Annotated in this window: 9 protein-coding genes and 3 tRNA genes; 10 read left to right on the forward strand and 2 right to left on the reverse strand. The window is 58.2% G+C overall.

Going from position 1 to position 7,613, the window contains the following annotated elements:
- The first annotated feature begins 93 nt into the window (after positions 1-93).
- From rsmA to proC, 6 genes are all read left to right on the forward strand, one after another.
- Complete coding sequence (gene rsmA / locus DWV32_RS05895; RefSeq protein ID WP_117757554.1) at positions 94-954, forward strand: 16S rRNA (adenine(1518)-N(6)/adenine(1519)-N(6))-dimethyltransferase RsmA; 861 nt, start codon at positions 94-96, stop codon at positions 952-954.
- A complete protein-coding gene (locus DWV32_RS05900) occupies positions 944-1,861 on the forward strand; it encodes a TatD family hydrolase (protein WP_117757555.1) in 918 nt (305 codons plus the stop codon). The genes rsmA and DWV32_RS05900 overlap by 11 nt, the downstream gene beginning before the upstream one ends.
- A 43-nt stretch (positions 1,862-1,904) precedes the next feature.
- Positions 1,905-1,991: transfer RNA gene (locus tag DWV32_RS05905), tRNA-Leu, on the forward strand.
- Positions 1,992-2,279: 288 nt separating this feature from the next.
- Positions 2,280-3,218 (forward strand): SPFH domain-containing protein, encoded by a 939-nt coding sequence (locus DWV32_RS05910; RefSeq protein ID WP_117757556.1) that lies wholly within the window; start codon positions 2,280-2,282, stop codon positions 3,216-3,218.
- 6 nt (positions 3,219-3,224) lie between these two features.
- Positions 3,225-3,695 (forward strand): 23S rRNA (pseudouridine(1915)-N(3))-methyltransferase RlmH, encoded by a 471-nt coding sequence (gene rlmH / locus DWV32_RS05915; protein ID WP_035136824.1) that lies wholly within the window; start codon positions 3,225-3,227, stop codon positions 3,693-3,695.
- Between the two features lie 74 nt (positions 3,696-3,769).
- Positions 3,770-4,540, forward strand: a complete 771-nt coding sequence (proC, locus tag DWV32_RS05920; protein WP_117655499.1) for a pyrroline-5-carboxylate reductase — start codon at positions 3,770-3,772, stop codon at positions 4,538-4,540.
- A gap of 157 nt (positions 4,541-4,697) precedes the next feature.
- Here the strand turns inward: proC and DWV32_RS10310 are convergent, their stop codons facing one another.
- A complete protein-coding gene (locus DWV32_RS10310; RefSeq protein ID WP_168170424.1) occupies positions 4,698-4,871 on the reverse strand; it encodes a DUF6724 family protein in 174 nt (57 codons plus the stop codon).
- 111 nt (positions 4,872-4,982) lie between these two features.
- On the opposite strand from DWV32_RS10310, the gene serS reads away from it, so the two are divergent.
- The 4 genes from serS to DWV32_RS05940 all read left to right on the forward strand — a co-directional run bounded on the left by serS (position 4,983) and on the right by DWV32_RS05940 (position 7,402).
- Entirely contained in the window at positions 4,983-6,266 is a 1,284-nt protein-coding gene (serS, locus tag DWV32_RS05925) for a serine--tRNA ligase (RefSeq protein ID WP_117757557.1), read from the forward strand.
- Between the two features lie 173 nt (positions 6,267-6,439).
- Positions 6,440-6,817, forward strand: a complete 378-nt coding sequence (locus DWV32_RS05930) for a hypothetical protein (protein WP_117628981.1) — start codon at positions 6,440-6,442, stop codon at positions 6,815-6,817.
- Between the two features lie 77 nt (positions 6,818-6,894).
- Positions 6,895-6,971 (forward strand) — tRNA-Arg (locus DWV32_RS05935).
- A 354-nt stretch (positions 6,972-7,325) separates the two neighbouring features.
- Positions 7,326-7,402, forward strand: a tRNA-Arg gene (locus tag DWV32_RS05940).
- On the opposite strand, the gene DWV32_RS10410 is transcribed toward DWV32_RS05940, so the two are convergent.
- Positions 7,388-7,613, reverse strand: a 226-nt coding sequence (locus DWV32_RS10410; RefSeq protein WP_222847439.1) for a hypothetical protein, incomplete at its 5' end; no start/stop codon positions are given. The two genes, DWV32_RS05940 and DWV32_RS10410, sit on opposite strands and share 15 nt — an antisense overlap.

Below are 7,613 nucleotides of genomic sequence, written 5' to 3' on the forward strand. Positions count from 1 at the left end.
TATCGGCAATTTGCTGTTTAGCTGTAAGGGCATGGCCGCCACGGTCCATGCCCTTTTGTTTCAAGACGCCGCCATCATGCTAAGGAGGCAACCATGACAACTTCGCCTTTGGCAAACCCCACGGCCACCAGGGAGCTGCTGGAGGAGTTTGGCCTTGCGACCAAGCATCGCCTGGGCCAGAACTTTCTAATCGACAATCATGTGATCGAACGTATCTGCGAGCTTACCGAGCTTGCAGGTGACGAGCGCGTACTCGAGGTGGGTCCAGGTTGCGGTACGTTGACACTTGCGTTGCTGCAGGAAGCGGCGTGCGTTACGTCCATTGAGGCCGATCCCGAGCTTGAGCCGGTGCTCGATGCCCACGCCGCCGACTATGCCAACTTCCGCTTTATCATGGGCGACGCGCTCAAGGTGACGCCGGAGCAGATTGAGCAGGCTGCGGGCGGTGAGCCGACGGTATTTGTCGCGAACTTGCCCTATAACGTGGCGGCGACGATCATTTTGCAATTTTTCCAGACGATGCCGGCGCTAAAGCGCGCCGTCGTCATGGTGCAAAAGGAGGTTGCCGATCGCATTGCCGCAGTGCCGGGCAACAAGACCTATGGCGGCTATACGGCAAAGCTTGGCCTGTATGCGCAGGTAACGGGTCGCTTTGAGGTGCCGCCGCGTTGCTTTATGCCGGCGCCACACGTGGACTCGGCCGTCGTGCGTATCGACCGTGTTGACGGTGTGGTGCCCGAAGGACTCGATCGCGAATTTGTGGCCCGCGTGATTGACGCTGCATTTGCTCAGCGTCGCAAGACCATCCGCAATTCCATGAGCGCCAACGGCTTTGCCAAGGACGTGCTCGATGCCGCCTTTGAGGCTTGCGGTATCGCACCCACCACGCGCGCCGAGACGCTCGGCGTCGCCGACTTTGTGTGTCTGGCTCGGGAGCTTTCCCATGACGCTTAATGCCGAACGCGTGACGTTTACCAAGAAAAAGAAGACGGTTGCTTGTCCCGTGCCCTTGGCACCGCTTGCCGACACACATGCGCATCTGCTTTCGTTCTGGGGCAAGGATGTGCCCGAGACACTCGTGCGTGCCAAGGCGGCAGGCATCGACCTGTTGGTGACGGTCTTCGACCCCATCGCCGACAAGCGCAGCGTGACGGACTATAGCGACTGGCTCGTGCGCGAAATTCTGCCGATGCAGGATATCCCGCAGATCAAGTATCTTGCCGGCGTGCATCCGTATGGCGCGCCGGACTATACCGACGACATTCACGCGCAGGTTGTTGCTGCGCTTGATGACCCTTTGTGCGCCGGTATTGGCGAAATCGGTCTGGACTACCACATGGACTATGACGACGATATCGCGCCGGCACCCCATAACGTGCAGATTGACTGCATGGCGCGCCAGCTCGAGCTTGCCGTGCGTCGTAACGTGCCGGTGGAGCTGCATCTGCGTCACGAGGACATGGACCAGGAGCGTACCTCGCACGTGGACGCCTACAACGTGCTTCGTGGGGTGGGCGTGCCCCAGACCGGTTGTGTGCTGCACTGTTTTGGCGAGGACCGCGCCACGATGGAGCGCTTTGTGGAGCTGGGCTGCTATATCGCCTATGGTGGTGCGGCCACCTTTAAGCGCAACGACGACGTGCGCGAGGCATTTGCGGCAACCCCACTCGATCGAATTTTGTTCGAGACGGATTGCCCGTATATGGCTCCGGAGCCCATCCGCGGTCTTGAATGCGAGCCCGCAATGATCTCCATTACGGCAAACGCGCTGGTTAACGACCGTATCGATCGCACTGGTGAGGACGCCGAAACAATCGCGCATGCCGCTTGGGAAAATGCCTGCAAACTTTTTCAAAAATAGTTCTTGCGTTCGCGGTGGCGCTCCGTTATTCTAATTCCTGCACGCGGGCGTGGCGGAATTGGCAGACGCGTACGGTTCAGGTCCGTATGGGGGCAACCCCATGAAGGTTCAAGTCCTTTCGCCCGCACCATTAAATGAAAGAGCTCCCAGCAATGGGAGCTTTTTTGTTATGTGCCCATCGCGAGGACTTGAACCTGCGAAGGAGCGAGCGTCAAGAAAACGCGGAGCGTTTTTAGCGAGCTGGCAAGGACGCCGGCAGGCGGCCGATGCCGGTGCGGATCCGCGAAGCGGATACGCGGACGTCCTTTCGCCCGCACCATTAAATGAAAGAGCTCCCAGCAATGGGGGCTTTTTTGTTATGCACGATCTCCTTGGACGGGTATCCTAATGGCAACGTGTGCCTATCAGAGGAGAGACCATGCTGTTTTCCGGTATCATCGCTGCCCTTACGAGCCTTTTGATTCCCATCATCATCCTGCTGCTGTTGCTTCCCAACGCCTGCTACGTCGTTGAGCAGCAGCACGCTGTGATCATCGAGCGCTTGGGTAAGTTCAATCGTATCGTCAACGCGGGCTTCCACGTGAAGGTGCCCGTGATCGACCGCAAGGCCGCCACGGTGAGCCTGCGCACCATGAAAAACGGTTTTGGCATCGACGTTAAGACCCAGGACAACGTGACCATCGGTCTTGAGGTCTCCGCTCAGTACCACGTGAGCTACGACATGGGCGCCGGCCCGGCAGATTCGGGCATCTACAAGAGCTACTACATGCTGCAGGAGCCCGTCGACCAGATGCGTGACTTCATCACCGACGCCCTGCGCTCTTCGATTCCTGTCTACACACTCGATGAGGTCTTTGCCAAGAAGGATGACATCGCCAAGGATGTCAACGCTACCGTTTCCGAGCAGATGGCCGCCTACGGCTTCACCCTCGTGTCGACGCTCATCACCAAAATCGCACTGCCGACCGAGGTTGAGAACTCCATGAACGACATCAACGCCGCCCAGCGCAAGCGCGCTGCGGCACAGGAGCTCGCCGAGGCAGACCGCATCAAGCGCGTCACCGAGGCGACCGCCGAGGCTGAGGCGATGGAAAAGGCAGGCGAAGGCATCGCCAACCAGCGCAAAGCTATCGCGTTGGGCATCAAGGATTCGCTCGAGATTATCCAGGAGACAGGCGTTGGCAACGATGAGGCCAACCAGCTGTTCATGTTTACGCAGTGGACCGAGATGATGACGGAGTTCGCACGTACGGGCAAAAACTCGACGGTCGTGTTGCCGAGCGACTTCTCGCAGTCGGCCTCTATGTTCGAGCAGATGCTGGCTGCCGGCAAAGTTCAAAACGATTCGAAGGAGTAGACGCGCGTGAAATACACCGTCGTTTGTGTTGGTAAGCTCAAGGAGCGCTTTTGGAAGGACGCGTGCGCTGAGTACACCAAGCGTCTGGGTGCCTATGCCAAGGTGGATATCCGCGAGGTGGCCGATATCGACCCGGCTAAGGCGGGCGGTGTGGATGCTGCGCGTGACAAGGAGGGGGCGGCGATTCTTGCTGCCTTGCCGTCTCGAGCGCATGTGATCTTGCTGGCCATTGAGGGCAAGGAGCGTTCGAGTGAGGAGCTCTCGGCGAGGCTCGACGATCTTATGCTGCGAGGTAGTAGCGACATTGCCTTTGTAATCGGCGGTTCGGACGGCGTGAGTGATGAGGTGCGCGCCCGCGCCGACGAGATGCTCAGCTTTGGGCGCATTACCTTGCCGCACAACCTGGCGCGCGTGGTGCTGCTGGAGCAGATCTACCGCGCCTGCAAGATTAGCCGTGGCGAGCCGTATCACAAGTAGGTCGGCAATACGAAACAATAGCGTGGGACAATGACTTTCGTTTTTGAGGAACGCATCTGAGAGGACTGTGTGATATGAAGATCGGATTTGTCGGTTTTGGCAATATGGCGAGTGCTATGGCCGATGGCTGGATTGCCGCCGGCGTGGCCGCGGGCGACATGTGCGCCTGCGCAGGCCGCTACGATGCTTTGGTCGAGCGTTGCGAGGTGCGCGGCATGGTCGCCTGCCACGATGCCGCCGAGGTTGTCGCCGCATCCGATATCGTGGTCGCTGCGGTCAAACCGTACATGATCGAGAAGGTATTCGCCCCGCTCAAGGATGCTCTTGCCAAAAAGGTCGTTCTGTCGGTTGCCTGGACCTGGGACAGTGCCAAGTGGGAGCAGGTCCTGCCGGGCGTCGCGCATATCTCGACGGTGCCCAACACGCCGGTTTCGGTGGGCGAGGGCGTCATCGCCTGCGAGAAGGCTTCGACGCTTAACGACGAGCAGCGTGCTGTGGTGCTCGACCTGCTCGGTAAGCTTGGCGCTGTCGTCGAGCTCGACACAAGCCTGCTGTTTGTGGGCGGCACGGTGGGTGGTTGCGCTCCGGCGTTTGTCGCCATGGCAATCGAGGCCCTGGGCGATGCGGCGGTCAAGCACGGTATCCCGCGTGCGGATGCTTATCGCATTGTGAGCCAGATGGTGCTGGGTACGGCAAAGCTGCAGCTTGCAACTGGCCAGCATCCTGCGGCGATGAAGGATGCCGTATGCTCGCCCGGCGGTGCCACCATCAAGGGCGTCGTTGCACTCGAGGACGCCGGCATGCGCAGCGCCCTGGTCAAGGCAATCGACGCAACCCTCCAGTAAAACCGACCAAAAAAGGGACAGTTTATTTTGGCAGGTTTTTCCTGCGGTTTTGTCCTTTTAGCGAAAAGTGCCCCGCAACTGGCTCAATTCCAGTTGCGGGGCACTTGCGTTTGCCCAGATAAAACCGACCAAAATAAACCTGTCCCTTTTTGGCAGGTTAGTCCCAGAAGCTGTCTTCTTCGTCCTCGGACTTGGGGCCGCGGTCGACATACATCTTATGGGTGCGCTTCTCCATTACAAAGGCAATAATCGCAAACAGCAGGATGCCGCCGGCGAAAAGGATGGCAAAACCGGTGCGGGTGCCAAACAAAAAGGAAAAAACTGCGTCCATTGGGTGCCTTCTTGCGTAGTTGAGTTGGGTCGTAAACGCTCATAAGTATATACTTGCCCATACATGTACAAGGTTGCAACCTAAATGGAATGTATATCGCCGGAGGATCTAATGCTTGATATCAAGTTTGTTCGCGAGAACCCCGATGCCATCGATGTCGCCATGGCTAACCGCCAGACGTCTTGGGATCGCGAGAAGTTCTTTGAGCTCGACGACGAGCGTCGTGCCGTCATCACCGAGGTTGAGGAACTTCAAGCCACGCGCAATGCCGAGTCCAAGAAGATCGGCGCCCTGATGAAGGAGGGCAAGAAGGACGAGGCCGAGGCCGCCAAGGAGGCCGTGCGCGCCGTCAACGAGAAGATTGACGGTCTGGCCGAGCGCCGCACCGCCCTCGAGCAGGAGCAGTACGACTTCATGGCTCACCTGCCCAACATTCCCTGCGAGGCCACGCCGTACGGCAAGAACGAGGACGAGAACATCGAGCGCCGTCGTTGGGGCACCCCGCGCGAGTTCGACTTCGACTTTAAGCCGCACTGGGATCTGGGCACCGACCTCGACATCCTTGACTTCGAGCGCGGCAACAAGCTCTCCGGCAGCCGCTTCACCGTTCTCGGTGGCGCCGGCGCCCGTCTTGAGCGTGCCCTCATCAACTTCTTCCTCGATACGCACACCAGCCGTGGTTTTAAGGAGTGGTGGCCGCCCATCGTCGTCAAGCGTCAGACCATGTTCGGCACGGGCCAGCTGCCCAAGTTCGAGGACGACGCCTATCACGTCTCGGGCGACAACTTCCTGATCCCCACCGCCGAGGTCGTGCTCACCAACCTGCACGCCGGTGAGGTCCTCGACGCCGACACCCTGCCGCGCCGCTACACCGCCTTCACCCCCTGCTTCCGCGAGGAGGCCGGTTCCGCCGGTCGCGATACCCGTGGCATCATCCGTCAGCACGAGTTCGACAAGGTCGAGATGGTCAAGTTCGCTAAGCCGGAGGAGTCCGACGAGGAGCTCGAGAGCATGACCGCCGAGGCCGAGTACCTGCTGCAGCAGCTGGGCCTTCCGTATCGCGTGATTAGCCTGTGCACCGGCGACTTGGGCTTCTCTGCCCGTCAGACCTACGACATCGAGGTCTGGCTGCCGAGCTACAACGCCTACAAGGAGATCAGCTCCTGCTCCAACTGCGGTGACTTCCAGGCTCGCCGCGCCAACATCAAGTATCGCGACCCCGAGAACTTCAAGGGTTCGCGCTATCTGCACACCCTCAACGGTTCCGGCCTGCCGGCTGGCCGTACCATGGCAGCCATTCTGGAGAACTACCAGAACGCCGACGGCACCATCACGATCCCCGAGGTCCTGCGTCCCTACATGGGCGGCCTCGAGAAGATCGAGCCGGTCGCGTAACTTGGCTGCATAGGCGATATGCAAGGGCGCTCCTTCGGGGGCGCCCTATTTCGTGCGCAGGTCCATACCATGCCGTGCGGACAGCTCAATAGAAAACACACGAACAACTGTTCTGTATACAGCAATCTACCTGCTATGCTTTTGCTAAATAAGAGCGAGAGAAAGGGGACGCGATGGAGCTGTTTGATGATCGGGTGGTTTTGTTTGAGAGCGACGAGGGCGGGGAGTACCTGCTTGTAACGTGTGAGCCGTCTGGCATGGGTGGCCTGGTGGTTCGACAGACGAGCGGGGGTCCGTTGACCCAATGGTGCTTTGAGGAGTCGCCTCATGTGGTTGAGACGTTTGTGGCGCACGAGGGGCTTGTGGCCCTGGAGCATTTCTATGGGGTCCGGACATCTAACCAGGTTGCTCGCATGTTGAGTATCTCGTTTGCCGATTATGATTGTGCCCAGCGGGTGAGATCGCTCCTGAGGGAACTTGATGCTAAGTTTGACGTGATCGAAAAGCCAATCGATCGTACGGGGAACGACGGTATATGCGGAGCAGCATGACAAGACTGCGTTCCACAAAAAAGTTTGAAATTGTGCTTGACTCCAATAAGCTAAAGTGGTTTTATATGTCTTGCGCTGCGGCGTTACCTCAGCTGGATAGAGGGTCTGACTACGAATCAGAACGTCATAGGTTCGAATCCTATACGCCGCACCAATTGAACTTGAAGCCTCCGGCAACGGGGGCTTTTCTTTTTTGGAGACCAGACAGGGATTCGAACCTCGGTCGAGGCGCGAGCGTGAAGCGGACGCGGAGCGTCCGTAGCGAGCGGGCGAGCACGCCGGCAGGCGGGCGAAGCCGGCGCGGATCCGCGGAGCGGATGCGCGGAATCCTATACGCCGCACCAATTGAAATTGAAAGCCTCCGGCAACGGGGGCTTTTCTTTTATGGCAGCACCGCATGGATTCGAACCTCGGTCGAGGCACGAACAACTTAATTATCACTCCGTAAAATTTTTTCTAATTGTCGCTTGACCCATCGGGGGCTCGCGTGCATAATAATCCGTGCGTTGCGGCGTTACCTCAGCTGGATAGAGGGTCTGACTACGAATCAGAACGTCATAGGTTCGAATCCTATACGCCGCACCAATTGACTTTAAAGCTCCCGGCGACGGGGGCTTTTCTTATATCGCGATGCGTCGAAGATCGCGCCAAGCCCTCCAAATGATTAAAAATCAAATTCGATAACTTTTTTTGAAAAAATGCTTGACCATTATTCAGTCTCTGTGCATAATAATCAACAAGTCGCGGCGTTACCTCAGCTGGATAGAGGGTCTGACTACGAATCAGAACGTCATAG

The organism is Collinsella sp. AF04-24 (genome assembly GCF_003465685.1).
Classification (GTDB): Bacteria; Actinomycetota; Coriobacteriia; order Coriobacteriales; family Coriobacteriaceae; genus Collinsella; species Collinsella aerofaciens_AP.

Excerpts from the sequence above, each read along its gene's own strand:
- serS (WP_117757557.1), top strand. The coding sequence starts at position 4,983 with ATGCTTGATATCAAGTTTGTTCGCGAGAACCCCGATGCCATCGATGTC.
- proC (WP_117655499.1), top strand. The coding sequence starts at position 3,770 with ATGAAGATCGGATTTGTCGGTTTTGGCAATATGGCGAGTGCTATGGCC.
- DWV32_RS05900 (WP_117757555.1), top strand. The coding sequence starts at position 944 with ATGACGCTTAATGCCGAACGCGTGACGTTTACCAAGAAAAAGAAGACG.
- DWV32_RS05930 (WP_117628981.1), top strand. The coding sequence starts at position 6,440 with ATGGAGCTGTTTGATGATCGGGTGGTTTTGTTTGAGAGCGACGAGGGC.
- DWV32_RS10310 (WP_168170424.1), bottom strand. The coding sequence starts at position 4,871 with ATGGACGCAGTTTTTTCCTTTTTGTTTGGCACCCGCACCGGTTTTGCC.
- rsmA (WP_117757554.1), top strand. The coding sequence starts at position 94 with ATGACAACTTCGCCTTTGGCAAACCCCACGGCCACCAGGGAGCTGCTG.
- DWV32_RS05910 (WP_117757556.1), top strand. The coding sequence starts at position 2,280 with ATGCTGTTTTCCGGTATCATCGCTGCCCTTACGAGCCTTTTGATTCCC.